The 20,300-nt window shown below is 54.0% G+C and carries 9 protein-coding genes and 1 pseudogene; 7 read left to right on the forward strand and 3 right to left on the reverse strand.

The window, feature by feature from the left end; translation table 11 throughout:
• A partial coding sequence (locus ACR0NM_RS19120) for a right-handed parallel beta-helix repeat-containing protein (protein ID WP_480616221.1) occupies positions 1-2,831 on the forward strand: 2,831 nt, incomplete at its 5' end.
• Between the two features lie 61 nt (positions 2,832-2,892).
• Here the strand turns inward: ACR0NM_RS19120 and ACR0NM_RS19125 are convergent.
• Positions 2,893-4,014 carry an acyltransferase family protein gene (locus ACR0NM_RS19125; protein WP_480616223.1) on the reverse strand — a complete coding sequence of 374 codons (1,122 nt, stop codon included), beginning with the start codon at positions 4,012-4,014 and terminating at the stop codon, positions 2,893-2,895.
• Positions 4,015-4,623: 609 nt separating this feature from the next.
• Here ACR0NM_RS19125 and ACR0NM_RS19130 point away from each other — a divergent pair.
• The 4 genes from ACR0NM_RS19130 to ACR0NM_RS19145 all read left to right on the forward strand — a co-directional run bounded on the left by ACR0NM_RS19130 (position 4,624) and on the right by ACR0NM_RS19145 (position 10,776).
• Positions 4,624-6,621 (forward strand): acyltransferase family protein, encoded by a 1,998-nt coding sequence (locus ACR0NM_RS19130; RefSeq protein WP_480616225.1) that lies wholly within the window; start codon positions 4,624-4,626, stop codon positions 6,619-6,621.
• 298 nt (positions 6,622-6,919) lie between these two features.
• Positions 6,920-7,975, forward strand: coding sequence for a glycosyltransferase family 61 protein (locus ACR0NM_RS19135; protein WP_170399638.1), 1,056 nt, complete (start codon positions 6,920-6,922; stop codon positions 7,973-7,975).
• A gap of 71 nt (positions 7,976-8,046) precedes the next feature.
• Complete coding sequence (locus ACR0NM_RS19140; RefSeq protein ID WP_480616227.1) at positions 8,047-9,126, forward strand: DegT/DnrJ/EryC1/StrS family aminotransferase; 1,080 nt, start codon at positions 8,047-8,049, stop codon at positions 9,124-9,126.
• Between the two features lie 3 nt (positions 9,127-9,129).
• On the forward strand, positions 9,130-10,776 hold the full coding sequence (locus ACR0NM_RS19145) for a hypothetical protein (RefSeq protein ID WP_480616229.1): 1,647 nt from the start codon (positions 9,130-9,132) through the stop codon (positions 10,774-10,776).
• A 34-nt stretch (positions 10,777-10,810) separates the two neighbouring features.
• Here the strand turns inward: ACR0NM_RS19145 and ACR0NM_RS19150 are convergent, their stop codons facing one another.
• Both ACR0NM_RS19150 and ACR0NM_RS19155 read right to left on the reverse strand, forming a co-directional pair.
• Positions 10,811-12,157: a glycosyltransferase family 4 protein gene (locus ACR0NM_RS19150; RefSeq protein ID WP_170567812.1), complete on the reverse strand. Its 1,347-nt coding sequence runs from the start codon at positions 12,155-12,157 to the stop codon at positions 10,811-10,813.
• A 96-nt stretch (positions 12,158-12,253) separates the two neighbouring features.
• Positions 12,254-12,352: pseudogene (locus tag ACR0NM_RS19155) on the reverse strand (integrase core domain-containing protein); the annotation flags it as partial.
• 486 nt (positions 12,353-12,838) lie between these two features.
• Here ACR0NM_RS19155 and ACR0NM_RS19160 point away from each other — a divergent pair.
• On the forward strand, positions 12,839-19,285 hold the full coding sequence (locus ACR0NM_RS19160) for a type I polyketide synthase (protein ID WP_480616231.1): 6,447 nt from the start codon (positions 12,839-12,841) through the stop codon (positions 19,283-19,285).
• Positions 19,286-19,287: 2 nt separating this feature from the next.
• On the forward strand, positions 19,288-20,298 hold the full coding sequence (locus ACR0NM_RS19165; protein WP_480616233.1) for a glycosyltransferase family 2 protein: 1,011 nt from the start codon (positions 19,288-19,290) through the stop codon (positions 20,296-20,298).
• The last annotated feature ends 2 nt before the right edge of the window (positions 20,299-20,300 follow it).

The following is a 20,300-nucleotide window of genomic DNA, read 5'->3' on the forward strand; positions in this document are numbered from 1 at the left end:
AGACACCCGTTGACGAGACGCCTGTCGATGAGACGCCGGTGAACGAAGATCCCGTTGAGGATGATCCTGTTGATCCGACACCTGTTGATCCGACACCAGGTGATCAGGATGGCAACTCGGATGGTGGCGGAATCCCACCCGTAGACGTGGATTCGGCCTTTTCCGTGGCTGGCGGTCGAGTGACAACGCTACAGGTGGAAAATAGCGAATCCGTTGAAAGTATTTCTATTCTGGAAGGCCCGGATCACGGGAACCTGACCGTGAACCCGGACAATACACTGGCGCTGGTGATGAGCCACGAGCAGGAGTTTTCGGGTCAGATAAACTTTACCTATGAAGTCACTTATGCAGGCGGTGCCACCGAAGTGCATGGTAGCACTGTGAACGTGCAGCCGACCACGCAGGGCGATGGCTGGGGAAAAGGTGACTTCTACATGCTCGAGCAGGATGAGAACGGGAATGTCGTTGTCGAGCATGGTGACAATCACCGTGAGGTCTATGTTTCGGGCAGCAATGATGCGCTGAGCATCTCGGATATCGCCGCCATTGAGGGGCTGCGTGCTGACCAGATTACGGCGCAATGGCTTGTCAACAATCCTGAATACGGCGGCAGTGAAGGTATGGCGCTGGACAGTCAGGCCGGGATGATGCTGTGGCGTCAGATCACGGGTTCCGGCTCCGAGCCGTCCTCGCACTGGCTCCTGTTTGAGCGCGGATATGAGTATGATGGGCTGGGTAGCATCATCGAATGGGGCACTCAAGGTGAGAGCCCCCTGCATCCGATTCATATTACCGCTTATGGTGACGGAGACCGCCCAACCCTTCATGACAACATCTCGATCATTGCCGAACAAAGCGACTATATTGTCTTCTCCGATCTGGAGGTGACCGGTGGGGTCCAATCTCTAACTGGATCTCACCTGTTGTTCGACAATGTGGATTTCAACAGCAATACTCTGCTGGTTGACGGTGCCGTTGGATTTACCCTGAATAACTCAACAGTCACAGATGTTTATCTTACGTCACCATTGGAGGGCGGGTCTTGGACTGGCTATGAGGGCGCGACGGGAATTCTAATGAGCAATACTGATGGTCTGCTCATCCAGAATACTCTGTTTGATCAAAATGGGTTTGCTCCAGACTATGACCCGAATTTGTCGACCTCTGGTGGCCAACCTCCGAGTGTGTTCAGTCACGGTGTCTACATTGACTACAACAACTTGGATGTCACATTCCGCGACAACATTGTGATGAATGCGGCAAACAATGCGATGATGATCCGCTCAGGCGGCTTCATCGAGGACAACGTCCTCGCAAACAGCAACGCGGCAGGCAACTTTGCCGGGGGCAATTGGAACGGTTCGGGCTACATTGGCAATTATACACTTTTTGCAGACAACGTCGTGACCTCGGCAGGCTATCACGTGGCAGAACATACTGGCGCGCCATCTATAGGGATACACAACAACGGTCTGGATACAACGATGATAGACAATATCATCGCGCACTTGGCCAACCCCGACAATCCGGAAGAGATAGCTTATAAGGAATGGGCAGGCTATGCTGTTGGTCACACCCAGAACCCTTTCTATGACGACACCATCGTATATAACTGGGATGGTTCAAGAGAAGAGCAACCAGACCAGAATATTGATGGTCTCAACACGGACATTCTTAACGCGACCACGATTCAGAATTTCACCCAGCAACTTCTGGGCGATCCGAATGCAGATATTCCGGATCTGGTGGCGTTTCTGCGGGCTCAGGCCGACGGCGAACTTGATCACTATGTGGACGCCGACCTGATCATTGACTTCTTCCAGACCGGCTTTGGCTTGGCCGTCGAGGAGCGCGTCATCGCTGAAACTGTGCGGTTCGTGCCCAGCGATCTGGGGGATGGTATCCGCTGGGACAACAGGCTCAACTGGACGACCGAAGACCTGCCTGGCAGCGTTGCCGGCGACAGTGTCGATCTGGGCGGCAATTGGGTCAGTTACGGTGGCACAACTGTCATTGCGAACCTCGAGTTGGGCGACGGCGGTACGCTGACCGTTGGTAATGGCAAGCTGACTGTCACTGGCGACACCACGGTCGGCGAAGATGGCGGCACGATTCAGGTCTCCAATGTCGGCCAATTGTGGATGAATGGCTATGGCGACGACGATACACTCGTGCTCAATGTCGACGGCGGCCGTTTCGTCAATACCGGTGATATGAGCGGGAGTGCCCAGACCACCGTCACGGATGGTCAGGCGATTTTGGCCACAGATGGTGCCAATTACGATGTCGAGGCTGGTGCGATCCTTCATGTTGAAGGCAACGATGCCAAGGTCGGTTTCGATGGAGAAACAGGCGACACCGCCGTGCTGCGCCTTGCCGAAGATGGTACGTTGGCCTTCTCGGCCGAGGATGGCGACATCGGCGGGATCGGGGAGTTCCGCTCAGGTGCCTTCGGTGACGACCCGGACGTCGCTTCGGGCGCGAACCTTGGTCTGGGTACGCTTGATCTGGACCTCTCTGGCCTTTCCGTCGGCACATATGAGCTGTTGTCCGTCGATGAGATAATCGGGGAGTTCTCCGACGTGTATTTCAATGGTTTGGCAGGCAACCATGACGCCGATCTGGTGGTCGATTACACCAATGATACGATCACCCTGTCGGTGACAGAGGGCTCGGGCTCCGTGAATATGTCCTATGTTGGTGAAGAGGGTGATATGGACGACCATGGCGCTGCCCTTTGGGCGGCCTTGACAGATGGTCATGATCCGCATTCCGATACCCTGCCGACGGAAATCTATAACGAAGCCGAATTGGTCTATATGATTGGCTGAACCGGCCACTCAGATCCTCAGGGCGGTTGAGCATTCCTCTACCGCCCTTTTTCTACAGAAATCAGGGCTTCTGTAGCAGGCCGAGGAATGGCTTTCGGCGCTTGAATGACAGGAAGTAGTTTTCATAGGTTCTGAAGCTTATTTCAGCGATTGCGATAGAGATCGGAATATAAGCCAGAGTGACCAGAAGCGACCAGCTTAGATCACCCGCGGAGACGCCCAGAAATGCCAGGCCGCGGGTTGTGAAATCCAACCCGATCAGATGATACAGGTAGACGCCGTAACTGATCGCACCTACCCGCGCGACGGGTGGTAGTGACAGAACAGGGGACAATGCGTTGTCCTCCCGCACGACCAACGACCCCAGCAGGAGCGCCATGATCAGATGCACAACAAGCTGTGGCCAACCTGTCAGGTTTACGGGTAGAAATTCCAGAGCAACTATCAAGACACCGAGCCAGATCAGCGCGCTCCATCGACCACCAAGGCCGCGTGACAGTACCATGTAGCCACGACGATTATTCAACAATACAGCCAGAAATGAGCCCAACAAGATGGCCTCATAAGCTCCCCCCGGTAGTGCCCAGACCGCGTTCTCGGTACGCAGCGGGCCTGGCCACATCCCCCATTGTTGGGCATAGGCACAAAATACGATGGCCGCCGCCAAAAGCCAGCCGCGGATATGGCGCATATGCAGGGTCAAAAGCAGGACCAGCGGCCAGAGCAGGTAGTATTGTTCCTCGACCGAAAGTGACCAGGTTGGTGCTAGAAGCGGGATTTCTTCGGTCAGGAAATTGGCCATAAAAAAATAGTAGAACTTGACCAACGGCACATATTGGGTCTCGCCTTTCAACGCGATGTAATAGATCGATAAGGCTGTCACGATCAGGAAATAGACCGGCAGGATCCGCAGCGCCCGACGCCAGTAGAAGCCCGCAATAGAAAATTGCCCCTTACGGGCCTCTTCGCGCAGTAGAAGCGTCGTAATCAAGAACCCACTGAGCACGAAGAACAGGTCCACACCAAGGAAGCCGCGATCCAACAGGCGTAAAGGTTCCTGACCCGGATCAAAGAGCGGGCTGTGGTGCCACAGTACTGCGCCGATGCAAAGACACCTGAGCCCGTCAAGCGAGCCGAAATGCCTTCGTGCAAGATAGTCGTCGTATAGATCTTTGGCCTGCATACAAAATAACCGCTCAAATTGCGCCGCTAGTATTACGAAACACCCCAAAAGAACCAGTGCCGGATTTGGTTTTAGGCCAAATGTTTAGCGGCGGCCACGCTGAAGGCCGCAGAGGATGAGACATTTTTTTGCCGCTGGAGCAAGAATAATGATCCCGTGACGCACTTGCTGCAATTGTGCGACGGTCGTTCAAAATCCAAAGCGCCTAATAGACACTGTTCTGTGTTGAGAACATTTGATCACTTTAGCCCGCATATCAAAGCGCATCCGGTGTTGCGAATGCTCGTTATGTTCGTCTCAGCGACTTCTGCAGGCAATTCATCGACACAGTGAGAACATCACCAGTCGAACACCCGCTGATGTCTGCCACGGCAGAACTGTGCAGAGTTTAAAAATGGAAGGAGATCAAGAAAAAGACACCCTAAAAACAACCCTTGCAGCCCTGATTTGCCGTCGCCTAAACTGAAACCGAACCAGATCGTACTGTACGAAACCACCGACGTGTTCTGAAAAGCTCTGATAACAGACGAACGCGGCTTGGGTTTATCTTGTGTCGAAAGGTTGGGTGTATCGGTAAATTTGATTATTGAGTACTTCTAGGGACAAAGGATGACGGTCTCATCATCTGACTACAGACGTGAAATCGATGGATTGCGCGCCTTGGCGATCCTGCCGGTTGTGTTTTTCCATTTTTCGCTCCCCGGTCTGGGTGGCGGGTTTGTTGGCGTTGATATCTTCTTTGTCATCTCCGGTTTTCTGATTGGCGGGTTGCTTTGGTCGGAACTCACCCAGACGGGTGGGATCCGATGGGACCAGTTTTTTCTCCGCCGGATACGGCGACTGGCACCAGCCTATTTCACGATGGCGATCAGTTGCCTTGTGGTCGGCTGGTTTGTCCTTCTGCCGTTCGAGTTTCAAGAGCTGGGCAAAGAGTTGATCTCCTCTACGGTCTATTTGTCCAACGTTTATTTCTACCTGTCTGCGGGATATTTCGACACCGCAGCGGACGAGAAACTTTTGTTACATACGTGGTCACTGGCGGTCGAAGAGCAGTTTTACATCATATTGCCGCTTTTTCTTTTGCTTTTACGACGTGCCCAAAAATGGCTGCCAGTTATCCTGATTAGTCTTGGGCTGGTGTCATTGGTGGCATGTATTGGCTTCACCTCCCTGTCTCAGCCCGCGGCTTTCTATCTGTTCCCCTTCCGGGCCTGGGAGCTTCTTGCTGGTGTTTGTCTGGCGATCTTTGGGCATCGCTATGGCTGGCGATGGTCCATACATCCGCTTGTCAGCTGGATCGGCTTACTGCTGATTGTTGGGTCCGTGACGCTGATCCCGTCGGACGAGAGTTTCCCGGGGATCTGGCCCCTTGCGCCGGTTCTGGGCGCAGTTCTGATCATCGGAAACGGTAAACATGACAATCCCGTCAATTGGGCATTGAACCATCCGGTGCTCGTCTTCATCGGGTTGATTTCCTATTCCCTCTACCTTTGGCACTGGCCGGTGATCGTGCTGGCCCAATACTATTCGGGTGAGGAATTGAGCCTGCTGGTACGAGTGATGTTGATCGGCGTCTCTGTGATATTGGCTTGGGCGTCCTTACGGTTCATTGAAAAACCTGTTCGTTTTGGCAATCTGAAACCTCAGGCGCTTTTGGGAGGCGCTGCCGGAGCCTCGATAATCACCCTAGGCGGTGGCGCGGTGATCTATCTTGGGGATGGGATAGTCGAACGCTTCCCCCACGATGTACGTACCCACATTGAAGCTTCACAGGACTTCAGATGGGATACACCGACCTGCCGTCTTTCCGAGAGCTACGCCTTTCCGGGCAGCACAGTTTGCCACATCGGCCCAGAAGGTGACCCTGAAGTATTGATTTGGGGAGACAGCCACCTTGTTGCTTTGTCGGCTGGTATAGAGGCTGCCGCAAGATCGGCTGGCGTGCCTACATTGGTTGTTTGGCAGCTTGGCTGCGCACCTGTGTTCGGGATTGGAAAGGACGAGAGCTTTCAGCCAGAATTAGAAGACAGGAAATGCGAAACCGCAAATACGTCTCTTCAGCAAGGCTTGGAAGAATTGCCGGATTTGAAGGCGGTGCTTTTAGTGAGTCGCTGGGCCTATCATGTTGAGGGTAAGGGCGTCGGCTTGGATGAAGGAACAACGACCAAGTTGTTTCCATCAATTGGCGGGCTTTCTGGGGATGATCAGCCACAACTTTTTGCAAAGGCTCTTCATTTTACCGTTGATGAACTGGAGAATAAATCTGACAGGGTGTTCGTATTGGAACATCCGCCAGAAATTTCAAACTATCTATCATATTTTTTGGCACGCGATGCGGCGCTACGTGGCATGGATGACAGCGAACTTATGGCCCGTACACTGGTTCAAAGCAAAGATTTGAAACAACGAATGTACAACACTAATCGAGCGCTCGAACCCGTGCTGCGCCGCCCGAATGTCACACTTCTGGAAACCTGGCCGGAGTTTTGTACGGGCGACATTTGTTCAGCGATGAAGGATGGAAGAGCCGCATATCACGACAACAACCACGTAACCATAACCACAGCCCTGGGTTTGCAACATCTGTTCTCCCCCGTTTTTGAATAGGGATGAATTAGCGAGAGGGAAATCTGTTTTCGAAAACCTTCTGGCCAGAAGGCAAAAATAACGGCATAAGCTCCGAAATTTATGATGAAACGCAATTTGGTATCACCAGACGCGGACCACGCGTGCTCTTTCCTCATAGAGTGAAAAGATCAAATCCTTGATTAAAACGTCATCCGCTCGCGATCCACTTTTTCAAAGACTGAGCCTTGCCTGATCGCTGTATGTTTGATGACCTTGCCAAGCCTTGTCTGTACAGTTGTAAAGTGCCGGCTTCCCAACCAGAGAGGATTCTTTTGTGGTGATCGACACTATCAAAATGCGTTGGATGGCCGCGCGCTTGGCACGGGGGCGCGGGGGCGACTTTCTGAGTAGGGCAGATCGTGTTCACGAACTGGCCCCAGGTGAGCGCTCCTCAAGCCAGCCTGCGGTGTATTCGGAAGTAGACCTGGAAAAAGTGCAAAGGATTGCTCCTTGGCGCAGCTGGGATATCGAACAGGTTTTGATCAAGGGCGCGCCAATGGACCACGGGCCGACCTTGTCTTACGAGATGTCAGATGTACTGGTTTCAGGCGCGTATCTTTATAAGGGTGCATTGCGGGGGCGCTATGGGGCGGGCAACGACAGATTGTTTGGGAAGCCCCAGAGAGAATGGCAGGAGTTGGACAGTGCACAACTTGTGACCTGCAGGGTCGGAAGTGAGCATTTCGGTCATTTCATGTGGGACAACCTGCCCATGGAGTTGTTGCCCGGGCCGAATGATCATCCAATCACCTTATGCGCGTTACCCCGCTGGCACGAAGAGGGATATCGTAAGGTCTTCGGTATGGCTGCACCGCCTGTGGTTATGCGTGGCCGTGTCAGGAATCTGACCGTTTACTCAGATGTCGGACAAAATGCATTCCGGGCAGCGAGGTATCAGGAGCTGCGGGCGCGGGCGCGTCGGTTTGTGTGTGCTGATGGACCTCTTCCGGACCGACGGGGCGTTTATATCCTGCGTGGGCGCGGTGGCGAGCGTCGTGAATTGATTAATGAGGCTGAAATTGCCCAAGAACTGAAGGCCGAGGGCTTCGTGATCATCGACCCTGACAAAATGGATGGGGAGGAAATTACCCGACTGTCTATGGGGGCTCGTGTCGTTGCTGGTGTCGAAGGCAGCCATATCGCCCACGCGCTTTTTTCCGTTGCCGATGGTGGTGCCTTTTTGATCATACAGCCACCAGATCGTTTTTCGATGGTATATAAAGAGTTTACTGACAGGATGGGCTTGTCTTACGCTTTCCTTGTCGGAGACCCGGTCGACAACGGATTTCAAGTTGAACCGGATAGTTTGAAACGCTTATTGGAAAGGCTTTGAAGCAGATTCCTCGAGATGCACGTACAATTGAAGAGCGGCTAAATTATAGCATTACCCTCAAGGGAATTGGGATGGAAAAGGCTGAAAAAAAAGCCCGAAAATTCACCACGCCACACTTAGCTGTGAAATTCGTTGAGGCGAAGAATCCGGACATGCCCTTGGTCGCCGGCTTGTTGGAAACCTGCTCGGCCATGAACCAATGGGCCAACTTTGGACCTCTTTATGACCAGTTGGTCGCCGATTACTCCACGCATATGTCGCTGGGTTCTGAACTGACGCTGACGCCGTGTGCCAATGCTGGGATCGCGCTGGAGATGGCTGCACGAGCCCTGGCGGCTGACACAGGGGTGCCGAAACTGAGGTGGGTTGGGTCTGCCTTCAGCTTCAAGAACCTCGGGCGAGGATATTTCTCGGACATGTCTTTCGTCGATTGCGACGAACAGGGCGTCATGGACCTCAACGATATCCTGACGCTGGAGGCCGACAGCTATGATGGCATTATCGTTACCAACCCTTTTGGTCTGGTACGAGATTTTGACCGGTTCATCGCTTTTGCCAAGCAAACTGGCAAGCAGCTCATCATAGACAACGCTGCAGGGATGGCGCGCAACATTCCGCCTTGGCCGTGGCAGGTTTTCAGCCTGCACCACACGAAACCCTATGGATTGGGTGAAGGGGGGATGGTGCTATCGCCAGCTTCGGCGGCCCAGTTTCTGCGCCTGCTGATCAACTACGACCGGATACCAGAGGCGCCAGAATACTGGCTAAACAATGGCAAAATCTCTGACATCTCATGTGCGTTTCTGATTGCGCGGCTTGCAAACGTCGCTAAGTGGAAACCCGGTTATCTCGAACAGCGTACCCGCATTGCCGCCCTCTTCACGGACGCGGGCGCCGCATCGCTTTTGCCAACGGATGGAGCCCCGGTCACCAACAGCATACCCGTATTGTTGCCACGTCCGATTGATCATGCACGTCTTGCCACCCTGAAGCTTGGTGTGGATATTGCCCGGCAGTACCCGCCGCTTGCACCGCTGCCACAGGTCGGTGCCATTTACGAGCGGCTGATCAATTTCCCGACCCATCCCGATTTGAGCATTCTGACGGATGCAGAGATTTCAAAGGATATCGAACTTTTGCTCGAGCATTGACATATGGCCTATTCTTCACGTTCGGATCATGGACTGACGGCGCTGGTGGCGCTTCTGATCACCATGCTAGGTGCCGCTCTGGCATATTGGGTTCTGATGCCGACGGTTGGCATTGACGATGCCAACATCACGCAGGTTTATGGTCGCAACCTCGCGGCGGGGCATGGCTATGTCTACAATATCGGCGGCGAGCGGGTCGAAGGCTCAACCTCGCTTATCTGGACTCTGATCAACGCTGTGGCCTTCTGGATCTCAAGCACGCCTGAAATAGGCCTGGCAGCGCTTAGCGCCGTGTTTGCCTGGGTTACACTCTTTAGCGCCATGCGGATCACCCGGGAGTTGACAGCTGAAAGTGGGCCGATCCCCGCGCTTCTGACCGGGGCGGCCTTTCTGGCCTTCCCGGCGTTTTTCGGCTGGATGATCTGGTCGCTGATGGATGTCACGCTGTGGGTCATGGTGATCGCAGTGATGGTTTGGCTCTTATGCCGGATCGACAGGGCAGGGCCGCGCGGTAATCTAGTTTTGGGGGTAGCGGTGCTGGCCGCGCTGTTGCCTGTGACGCGACCTGAAGGGATCGCACTGACCATGGCGCTTGCGGGGTTTTACGTATTGCGCTGGCTACTTTTTGCTGTGCCAGGTCTGTTGACCGGGCTTGTGATCGGATTGGCAGGCGCGGGGAGTTTTGCCGCCGCCACAGCGTGGCGGCTGAGTTATTTTGGTTATCCGGTTCCCAACACCTTCTATGCCAAAACCTCGACTGATCTTCTGGCGCAAGCTGAACTCGGCGCGCGCTATGTGTTGTCTTACTTACACGAACCGCAGAATGTCTTGTTGTTCGTCAGTTTCTGTCTGTCTGGTGCGATGGTGCTGTCACGTGGGGGCTGGGCGCAAAGGGGGGCCTTCTGGCTTTCGGTCTATCTGATCGTAGGCGGTGTAATGGTCTATACCGTACTTGGCGGAGACCACTTCGGATCACATCGGCAGTTTCTGTATTTTCTGCCGCTGGCTTTGCCCATCATTGTGGCTGGGTTGGCGAGCTGGGTCCCCAAAGATCGGCCGCGGTGGCAGATTTCAACCTTGCTGATTGTACCATTCGTCGTGACTGCCTTGGTGGCTGGAGCCCGTTTTGTGCAAACAAAAGGCAGTATGATCATAGAATTTGCGATCGCGGATGCGGGACGTGTGCTTGGAGACAAGCTGAACGCACTTCCGGGCACACCTTCCATAGGTGTGTTCGCCGCTGGTGCCATTCGCATGACCTACGATCACGAAGTCCTGGATTTACTCGGATTGAACTGGACGAAAATGGCCCATGCGCCCGATGATGGTTACCGATCAGACGTGCCCAATCAGCATGGGTTCAACAGCAACGTGTTTTGGGAGAGTCCGCCAGATGTGTTGCCGATTTTTCCATCCGACAGCACGTGCCCGTCCGAATGGGTGCCGCTTTCCGGGTATCTAGATGCGGCCTCTGATCAAATTTCCCAGACCGAAAGATTCCGTGCGACCTACGATCTTTTTTGCGACGCTGGAGTGTCGTTTTATGCCGCGCGCGACTATGTCACCCAAAGTTGGGAAGGAGATGAAACAGGTGCTTTTCGGAAGATCCTGCCTAACCATTTAGAGGGTTCTCTGCCAGTAGCCGAATAACTGGATGGGATGTCCAACACTTGAGAATTAGCCTTTAAGAAGAAAAGTGAGGTTTCTTCATCTTTTGCTCAACAATGGGTAATTTTACGGGAAATGGGGTGGGTTTCTCGATTGAGCGTTTGGTAACCCAATCGTACACGTCGCTTATCTGTTGTGCCTTGGCTTGCCAGGTAAAGTGGTTTCTCACGTATTCTCTAATAACGTCTGATACTTCCACTAGTTCATCCAATTTGTTTAAAATGCTCTCCAACTCATCTCGAAACCGCTCGATTATCTCGTCGCGAGATCCTATCTGGACCTTGTAGCCCGTGCCAGAAATTACCAGTTCGCCCGGTCCAGCATAGTCTACTATAACTGGCACAAGTCCCATTGCCATTGCTTCCAATACCACACCTCCGCCAAATTCGCGGATGCTTGGAAAAGTTAATAACTGGCATTTGCTCGCGGTTTCTTGGACATCCTTGTGTTCAACCCAGCCATGAAAAAATACTGAACCTGTAACTCCAAGGTTTTGAGTGGTCGCTATCAAATCAGGCATCATCGGGCCATCACCGATGATATCTAGTGTCATTCGTCCGTCAGCAAGAAATGGGGCAGCGGCCTCTATTAACATGTCAGGGCCTTTGTACGGTACGAGGCGCCCAATGAAGCATGCGCGCAAAGGTAAATTGCCAGAATGAGAAGCGACTTGGTTAAAGCGCGTCATATCGACAGCGTTTTCAGGAATATAAATGCACTTTGTTTGAAATTGTTTTGGGATCTCGCTTTCAGTGTATCTTGATCCCGTCAAAATAGCACTTGCCGAAGCCAATGTTGCAGTTCTTCCGGGCAGGAGTTTATAGGCTCCTCGCACATAAGATAGCCACTCACGTTCTCGTCTTCGCTCTGCATCAAATCCGTCAGGCCAAGGCACGCCCCCGTTCAGTGGCCCTAGCACAAATGGGACGCCTGCCCTTAAACATCGTTTTGCCAAAGAACTTGGGGCGGTTGGTGAAAGGGGTGTAATACGATGGACAATGTCATAGTATCCTTCCCGAATGCGGCTGCCGAACTTTCTCCAGACGAGTTTTTCGAAATAGGGATAAGCGATGGCACTAATCGCCGCCTCGGTGGTCCATCCCTTTCCCTCTCCCATGCGCAAAACACTGGCGATTTTCCACATGGGCCGTGCTAGTGCCTCGGAATCTAATGCGGTGAAATCGGTGCCTTCTTGTAGCCCCGCCCGCGCTATTGCTTCGCGATTTCGTATTTGCGTCACTAGGTGAACATCCGCAACTTCTCGTAGTGCGTTGTACAGCGACCATCCAACAAGGGGGACACTCACCCACTCAGGGTTTGCGGCTTCAGCAATAACCAGCACTCGCAGTTTCTTAGTACTCATGTTACTTAGTCTTTCTTTGCATATTGGCTGAGTGTCTGGATTTCAAAGAAGCTGTTTTGATCTGATCAGCCCCACTTTAGTGGTCCAATTTGATTGTTAGTGCACGACTGGCGTTTGGTCCATCTGGATGATGGATGCTGAGACCGGAGGGCGGTAGCCCAGAGCACTGTGTGGTCGTTTCGTGTTGTAATGTTTCTTCTATTACTCGATCAGGAATATTATCGGTAACATACCGTCTAGGCCAGATAACGGTCGATCAAGACTTCAACGCCACGGAGGACTGAAAAAGATTCTGCAGCATCTGCCAAGAGATAGAGAAGAGTTGCGCCCGTTACGTTCTCGTCAAATCTAGACAAAAATGGTCCGCTCAGACCGCTTGAGAAATACAGTTGCTAACCTGCGTCTGACATCAGACAATAACGCAACAAAACTGCCCCAAAGCGACTTTCTGTATCCATTTTGCAGACAGTCTATCGTTGAGTTAAACAGATTTCACGCGTCTTATGGTCGCGCAAACCAAGGCATTTTCTGGAGAGTTCCTTTAGCTTATGAAAAATGTGTCTCATTCTGTTGGGATAAAAATCCTCACAAAATTTGTATAGTGTTTAAAATGCCAGATTTGTTTGGCAACATTGTTCGCACTGCATAAGATCAATGCGGTTCAGTCATAGGTGTATTTAAGTGAGTAGTTCCGTTCGGGAAAACGATATTGCCATTGTTGGCATGGCCGCGCATTTGCCTGGGGCGGCCTCGGTTGAAGAGTATTGGCACAACCTGCGGGACGGCATTGAATCCATCCGCCATCTTAGCGAAGACGATCTACGCGCAGCGGGTGAAGCTCCGCATTTGCTAAACCGACCGGATTATGTGCCTTTTGCCGCCCCTCTGGAGGGGTTTGAGGGTTTTGATGCCGAGTTTTTTGGCCTCTCCCCCAAGGAAGCTGCCATCATGGATCCGCAGCATCGCCAATTCCTTGAGGTGTCTTGGGAAGCTCTGGAAAATGCCGGCCATACACCCGAGAGCTTTTCAGGTCCGATTGGAGTCTTCGCCGGTTGTGGTATGGGCAGCTATTTTTATTTCAACATCTGCTCGAATGCTGACCTTGTGGACGACGTGGGCATGTTCCTGTTGCGTCATACCGGCAATGACAAGGATTTCCTCTCGACGCGGCTGAGCCATATTCTTGATCTCAAAGGCCCCAGCGTGAATGTGCAAACGGCCTGTTCAACCTCACTGGTGGCAACACATTATGCTACGCAAGCGCTGTTGACCGGTGAGTGTGATATGGCGATTGCCGGGGGTGTCACCATCGAGCTGCCGCAAAATCGCGGCTATATCTACAAAGAAGGTGAGGTCCTGTCGCCGGATGGTCATTGCCATGCCTTTGATCATCGGGCGCAGGGGACGGTTTTTGGATCGGGGGCGGGGGCCGTTATCCTTCGCCGCTTGTCAGATGCAATTGCCGATGGCGATCACATCTGGGGTGTGATCAGGGGCACGGCGATCAACAATGATGGTGCTGACAAGGCCGGGTATCTGGCTCCTTCCGTCGAAGGACAGGCCGCCGCCATATCGGAAGCCCATGTCATGGCCGATGTTACGGCAGATACGCTCGACTATGTGGAATGCCACGGCACTGGTACATATCTTGGTGACCCGATCGAGGTGGCTGCGCTGACACAGGCCTTTTCTGACACCACCGATGAGACGGGTTTTTGCAAGCTTGGATCGGTGAAAACCAATATTGGCCATCTGGATACAGCCGCCGGTGTGGCGAGTCTGATCAAGGCATCCTTGGCCCTGTATCATCAGGAAATCCCACCAAGCCTGGGCTATGAAAAACCCAATCCGGCGATCGATTTCGAAGACAGCCCGTTTCGCGTCAATGATCAGTTGACCCCATGGGCATCTCACAAAGGGCCACGACGCGCCGGAGTGAACTCGCTGGGTGTTGGAGGTACCAATGCTCATGTGGTGCTGGAGGAAGCACCCGCACGGGCCGCATCTGAGTCATCAGATTGGCCGTTCCAGTTGTTAACTATTTCTGCGCACAGCAAAAAGGCGCTTGAGGGCAATTCAGCTGCACTGGCCGCACATTTGCGGCGGCATCAGGATGAAGATCTGGCTGATATTGCATGGACCCTCAAAGAAGGCCGCCAGGGATTTGAAAAACGCCGTGTGATTGCTGCTGAAAGCCACGAGGAAGCCGCGGCGCTTCTGGAAGGCGGCGACCCTCGCCGGGTCTTTACGCATTCCGTCATCTCCGACAATCCCGATCATGTCTTCATGTTCCCCGGGGGCGGCGCACAATATGCCGGCATGGCGCGCGATCTCTATGAAACAGAGCCTGTTTTTGCCGATTGGATGGATCGCGGATTGGAGATTTTGCAGCCCAAGATCGATTATGACATCCGTTCATTGTGGCTGCCGGAACCCGGACAGGAAGCCGAGGCCGACGCGCGCCTGACCACGCCGTCGGTGCAATTACCGCTGATCATGATCACGGAATATGCGCTGGCGCAGCTCTGGATCAGTTGGGGTGTGGAACCAGCCGCGCTTGTCGGTCATTCCATGGGGGAAAACACCGCTGCTTGTGTGGCCGGTGTCATGTCCTTTGAAGACTGCATCGGCCTTGTACATCTGCGCGGCCAGCTTTTTGATACTGTGCCCGCAGGTGGCATGCTGAGCGTACCGCTGCCTGCAGATGAGTTGCGCCCGCTGCTGGGGGATGATCTGGATTTGGGCGCGGTGAACGCTCCGGGTTTGAGTATTGCAACCGGGCCTCAGGCCGCGCTTGACGCGCTTGCAGACCGATTGCAGGCGCAGGACATCGACTGTCAACGTATCCAGATCGACATCGCCGCCCATTCCCGCATGTTAGAGCCGATCCTGCAGGATTTCGGGGACTACCTGCGCAGTATCACCCTGAACGCTCCGCAAATTCCTTTTCCGTCGAACCGGAGCGGCACCTGGATCACAACCGAGGAAGCAACTGATCCAGAATACTGGGTTGGGCATCTCAGAAACACTGTTCATTTCGCAGATTGCATCACCACACTGGCAGAAAACCCCGAACGGATTTTCATCGAGGTTGGTCCGGGCAAAGCGCTGGCCTCGTTAACGGGTCAGCATGACAAGGTTGACGCCAACCAAGTTATCGGCAGCTTGCGCCATCCAAAGGATGACATCGCTGATGACGCATATTTCCTGGCGATGCTGGGTCGGGTCTGGGCGTTGGGCGGAGATTTTGACTGGGGCCAGTATTGGGGCGAGGCGCGCCGCAATCGCGTCGTGTTGCCCAGCTACGCCTTCCAACGCGCGCCTTATTTCATTGAGCCGGGCAAAGCCCAGTCAGATGCTGAAACTCAATGGTTGATGCGCAGCGATGATCCCGCTGGCTGGGGGTATCGTGTCAGCTGGACCCCTACCTATGCTGCTTGCGATATCGACGTGGCGCAGGGCCTGGAAGATGTGCCACCAGAAAGCTGGCTTGTCTTTGAAGATGAAGCGGGGCTGTGTCGTCAATTGGCTGAGCGCCTGCGTGGTGCTGGCCATGCCGTCATCACGGTGGTTCCTGGCGACGGTTTTGCGCGCATCCATGAAGATCACTACTGTCTTGCCCCGGAGCGGGGGCGCGAAGGCTATGACATGCTGCTCAGGGATTTGTCGGATCAGAGCCGCCTGCCCACACGTATCGTGCATGGCTGGTCCCTGACAGACCGTGAAAGTTTCCGCCCTGGCAGCAGTTTCTTCCATCGCAATCTGGAGCAAGGCTTTTACAGTCTCTTTTTCCTGGCGCAGGCGATTGGCGAAGAAGACCTACCAATGCCGCTGCACATGCATGTGCTGAGCTCGGGCGCATTACAGGTTCGGGATGAAGATTTACCGCACCCGGAAAAAGCCACGCTGACAGGTCCTACGCGGGTGATCCCGCGCGAGTTTCCCGGCCTGACATGTGCCCTGCTCGATATCGATCTGCCTCAAGCCGAAGGCAAACGCCGCCGCCCGGCGCTGCCCGGCGACATGGTGGGTCAGGTGCTTGAGGATCTGCTGGCAGAACCTGCCACGCTGACGGCGGCCATTCGCGGCGGCAAACGCTATGTACAGGGGTACCGGTCGCAGCCTCTGCCTGAGCCTGACATTGCAGATTTACCTCTGCGCAACGGGGGCACTTATCTGATCACCGGTGGGTTCGGAGGTATTGGGCTCACATTGTCCGAAGCTCTGATCCGCAAAACCGGAGCCAACATCGTTCTTATGGCCCGTAGCCCTCTGCCTGCGCGTGACAGCTGGGAACAAATACTGCATCAGAATGCTCCGCAGGACCGAACCGTCCGGAACATCCGCGCCATCCAGACACTTGAAGCCGCTGGCGGGAAGGTCCTGCCGATTGCTGGGGACGTCAGCAATGTCGAAGACATGCAGCGCATCATTGCGCGCAGCGCGCAAGAGTTCGGAGAAATCCATGGTGTCATTCATGCCGCTGGCTTGATCGATGACGCGCCCATTATGACCAAGTCCATGATGGAGATTGAAGACATCTTTACCCCCAAGATTCACGGCACACAGGTGCTTGATCAGGTATTTCCTGACGGGGCGCTTGACTGGCTGGTTTTGTTTTCCTCGACCTCGACGGCAACCGCGCCCATTGGGCAGATAGATTATGTGGCCGCAAATGAGTATCTCAACGCCTATGCGCGCGCGCGCTCGGAAGACCAAACACAGGTGTTGGCTGTAAACTGGGGCATCTGGTCCGATGTGGGCATGGCCGCGGACGCCATGGAAACGCGTATCGGGCCCGAAGAAGCGCCGGTTGAACCGATTGACCAACCCATGTTGGACAACGCCACTTTTGACCGGTCCGGAAATCGGGTTTTTACCGCAGAGTATGAAGTGGCGGAGCGCTGGTTCCTTGATGATCACCGTACCAAGGCGGGTCAGGCGCTGGTGCCGGGCACAGGCTATCTGGAGCTTGCCTCCGAAGCCCTGCGCGCCCAAGGCGAAACCGGCCCGTTCGAAATTCGCGACCTTTATTTTCTGCGTCCGCTGGCTGTTGACGATGATGCCGGGCAACAAGTGCAACTGCGCCTGCCACGCAGCGATATGGGCTATGATCTGGTGATACAGAGCGCACCTGAAGGGGGATCGAGCTTTGAGATGAACGCGCAGGCCAGCCTGTCGCTCTTGCCGCTGGAAAACCCAGAACCTCTTGATATTGCTGCTATCATCGCCCGATGCGCTCCGCAGTACAAAGCCGAAGAAAATGCGCGCCTGACAGCTGCACAAGAAGCACATTTGAAGTTCGGCCCACGCTGGCAGGTTCTGACCCAAACAGCACTTGGAGCCGAGGAAGGGATCGCCCATCTCAGCCTGCGTGGAAGCCTAACTGACGATCTGACCGCAGGCTATGATCTGCACCCCGGCTTGATGGATTTGGCGACGGGATGGGCGATGGAGTTGATCGAAGGCTATCAACCTACCCATCTGTGGGTGCCCGTTTCGTATCGCTCGGTGAAAGTGCACCACCCGCTTGGGCCACAAATCGTGAGCTGGGTGCGCAGCGCTGGTGACAATCAGGCTGACGGCGAAACGGCCAGTTTCGATGTCATAATTGCCCTGCCTGATGGCAGTGTCTGTGTCGAAGTCGAAGGCTTCACCATTCGGCGAATAGAATCCGTTGCCGACTTTGCCCATAGTGAAGCACCAAACACCGCGAGTACGGGTGATGTGGAACTTGCACAACCTCTGTCGCCTGCCGAAGAGCGCCTGCGTCATAACTTGTCGCAAGGTATTTCCTCGACAGAAGGCGCTGACCTCTTCTTCCGCGCACTAAGGTTGAACCAATCGCAGGTCATTCTCTCATCATTGGACCTGAACGGACTGATTGAACAGGCCGCAGAGACGGGCGCGTCCACCGGTGACAGCGAGCAGAAATTCCAGCGCCCAGACCTCGACGGGGAATATGTGGCGCCGGACAATGATATTGAACGTCGATTGGCCGGGTTCTGGCAGGAGCTGCTGGGGGTTGATCAGATCGGGGTCGAGGACAGTTTCTTCGACCTTGGAGGGCATTCCCTGATCGCCGTCCGGCTTTTTGCGCAGATTCGGAAAACCTACAATGTGGACTTCCCTATTTCAGTGCTGTTCGAGGCGCCTACTATTCGCAAATGTGCCGAATTGATCGCCGCACGTGGTGTCCCCACCGAGGGCACTGCGGAAGTGACCCCAGCAAATGCACCAGTCGCACCTACACGTCGCTTTACGCATCTGGTGCCGATGCATTCGGGCGAAGGTGGATCGAAGACACCCTTCTTCTTGGTGGCGGGCATGTTTGGCAATGTGCTCAACTTGCGCCATCTGGCCCATCTGATCGGATCCGACCGACCCTTCTATGGACTGCAGGCTCGCGGCCTTTACGGCGACGAGGAGCCCCACCGTGATCTGTGCGAAGCGGCATGTGATTATATCGCCGAAATGCGTCAGGTTCAGCCACATGGCCCCTATATGTTGGGTGGGTTTTCCGGCGGTGGTATTACCGCTTACGAGATTGCCCGCCAGTTAACGGAAGCAGGTGAGGAAGTTCTGGCGTTGATCATGCTGGATACACCTTTGCCGGTCCCCCGGGCGTTGAGTACGCGGGATCGAGCGGTGATCCAGTGGCTTGAGCTGAAGAAGAAGGGGTTATCTTACCCGATAACTTGGCTAAAAAACCGTATCGCCTGGGAGGTCGAGAAACGACAGCGTCGTCTTGAAGACGATACCACGACAGCAGGTCAAAATTTCCACGATACCGCCATTGAAGCTGCGTTTTTGGAAAGTATCGCCAATTACCCGCTCAAACCTTGGGATGGGCCGCTGACTCTGTTCCGCCCGCCACTTGTTGGTAAATGGCAGGTCGCGCCAGACCGTCTGGTCAATGACGATCGCGACTACCTGAGCCCTGATAATGACTGGACCGAATGGGCTCCTAAACTTGAGATACATGAAGTCCCCGGAGATCATGACTCCATGGTGTTGGAGCCCAATGTACGAGTACTCGCGGCTCGGATGCGGCGCAGTCTGGAAGCCGCAGACAAATCCGCACTCTCTACCCCTCTTCGACAACTCCGGCAGGAGGCGGCTGAATAACAATGCCCGGTTCTGCCGTCCTTACCATTATTCTGAATTATAAGACTGCCGAGATGAGCCTGCGCTCAGCCGAAGCAGCCCTCAAGGCAATGGAAGGTGTCGAAGGCGAAATCATCCTTGTCGACAATAATTCACAAGACGGGTCATTTGAGCGGATGTGTGCACATGCCGCCTCGCAAGGTTGGAATAAAAACAACAGGGTCAGAGTACTGCAATCCGAGCACAATGGTGGTTATGGAGCAGGCAACAACGTTGGTATTCGCGCCAAGCTCAGCAATGGGCATGCACCTGATTACATTTATGTGCTGAACTCTGACGCTTTTCCCGAAAAAGAGGCCATCCGTATCCTGCGTGATCATCTCGATACCAACCCACAAACTGGTTTTGCCGGCAGCTATATTCACGGCGAAGATGATGATCCGCATCTGACCAGTTTCCGCTTTCCGTCGATCGCCAGTGAATTTGAAAGCGCAATCCGCTTTGGGCCGGTTAGCCGGATTCTGGCGCATCGTGTTGTTCCAATTCCAATCCCCGATCACAGTCGCCCAGTCGATTGGCTGGCTGGGGCAAGTCTGATGATGCGTCAAAGCCTCCTTGATGAAATTGGTTTGTTTGACGAGACCTTCTTTCTGTATTTCGAAGAAACAGATTTATGCCGCCGCGCTGCAAAAGCCGGGTATCAGACATACTATTTGCGAGACAGTCGCGTCATGCATATCGGTTCGGTATCGACTGGCATGAAGTCCTGGAGCCGAGTGCCAACGTATTGGTTCGACTCGCGTCTATACTATTTCACTAAAAACCACGGTGCTCTTTATGCGGTTGGGGCGACCCTTGCTCATCTGAGCGGCGGTTTTCTGCATTGGCTACGTTGTCTGATTACCCGCAGGAAACGCGACGTACCGCCTTTCTTTCTAACGACTTTAGCTTGGCACGATTTAAAGGCTGGCCTGTACGCTTGCCTGCCCAATAATAGGCGAGAACATCGGCCTGATCCTATTCCTGGAGAGTAACA

This window comes from Ruegeria sp. AF2, assembly GCF_056542025.1.